Origin of the sequence: Asanoa sp. WMMD1127 (assembly GCF_029626225.1) — a bacterium.
GTDB lineage: Bacteria > Actinomycetota > Actinomycetes > Mycobacteriales > Micromonosporaceae > Asanoa.
This window is the reverse complement of sequence record NZ_JARUBP010000003.1, coordinates 1-1,196: the sequence shown is the minus strand read 5'-3', so window position 1 is coordinate 1,196 and position 1,196 is coordinate 1. Positions and strand designations below refer to the sequence as shown.

The 1,196-nt window shown below is 39.5% G+C and carries 1 protein-coding gene; it reads right to left on the bottom strand.

All coding sequences use genetic code 11. The features are described 5' to 3' along the window. Positions 1-90: 90 nt before the first annotated feature. Positions 91-1,149 (bottom strand): aspartate-semialdehyde dehydrogenase, encoded by a 1,059-nt coding sequence (locus O7635_RS38100; protein ID WP_003668286.1) that lies wholly within the window; start codon positions 1,147-1,149, stop codon positions 91-93. Between the last annotated feature and the right edge of the window lie 47 nt (positions 1,150-1,196).

The following is a 1,196-nucleotide window of genomic DNA, read 5'->3' as shown; positions in this document are numbered from 1 at the left end:
TACATTACTTTTTACTATCAACAAACTCTATAATCATACAAAAAATACTCCCTATATTCAGAGAGTATTTTTTATTATGATTATTAAATTTTAAACTAACCCATTTGCGACTAACCGTTCTGCATTTTCAACGGTATTCCAAGCCGCCCCCTTAAGGAGATTATCAGCAACAACCCACATATTAAAGGAACCAGGATTTTCTTCATCTGCACGGAGACGACCAACAAAAGTGTCACGCTTGCCAACAGCATTAATTGGTTGAGGATAAACCTGGTGCGCAGGATCATCCTGCAGAACTACCCCGGGAGCGTCCTTTAATACTGCCCGCAATTGGTCAACAGTTACCGTTGGATCGTCAACAGTAAAGTAAATTGATTCTCCATGAGCAATTGGGACAGGTACACGAACACAAGTGGCAGTAACCTTAATATCCTTAGCGTCCATGTCGTTTAACATGATCTTCTTTGTTTCATGGATCATCTTCCATTCTTCATGGGAGTAACCATCATCTTCAAAGACATCGATCTGCGGTAATAAATTAAAAGCTAATGGATAATGCTTCTTGTCACCCTTTGTTGGCAAAATCTTGGCATCTGCTTGCATGTCCTTACCCTCAAGGTAGTCTTGAGTTTCTTGTCGCAATTCATTTAAAGCTGATTGACCTGCTCCTGAAGCTGCTTGGTAAGTCGAAACAATAATTTGATTCAATCCAAATGCTTGGCGGATTGGTTCCAATGCTACCACCATTTGAATTGTCGAACAGTTAGGATTAGCAATGATTCCGTGATGATTTTTTAATGCCTCTTCATTTACTTCTGGAACTACTAGCGGTACATCAGGTTCCATTCGAAAAGCACTCGTATTATCAACACAAACTGCTCCCCGTTTTACTGCTTCTGGAAGGAACTTTTTTGATACTGATCCACCAGCAGATGAAAGCACAATATCAACCCCATTAAAAGAATCAGGTGTCGTTTCTTCAACAGTGATCGGTTGACCCTTAAATGATAATTGCTTACCAGCTGACTTAGCGGATGCCAGTAATTTCACACTCTTTACCGGAATTGTTGATTGTTCCAATTGTTGAATCATCCGTGTACCAACCGCACCAGTAGCACCCAAAATTGCGACATTATATTCTTTACTCATCTTAGTTCCTTCTTTCAACCTATCCTAAATTATTCATAAAATTTTGT

Coding starts and splice junctions, on each gene's coding strand:
- O7635_RS38100 (WP_003668286.1), bottom strand. CDS start 1,149: ATGAGTAAAGAATATAATGTCGCAATTTTGGGTGCTACTGGTGCGGTT.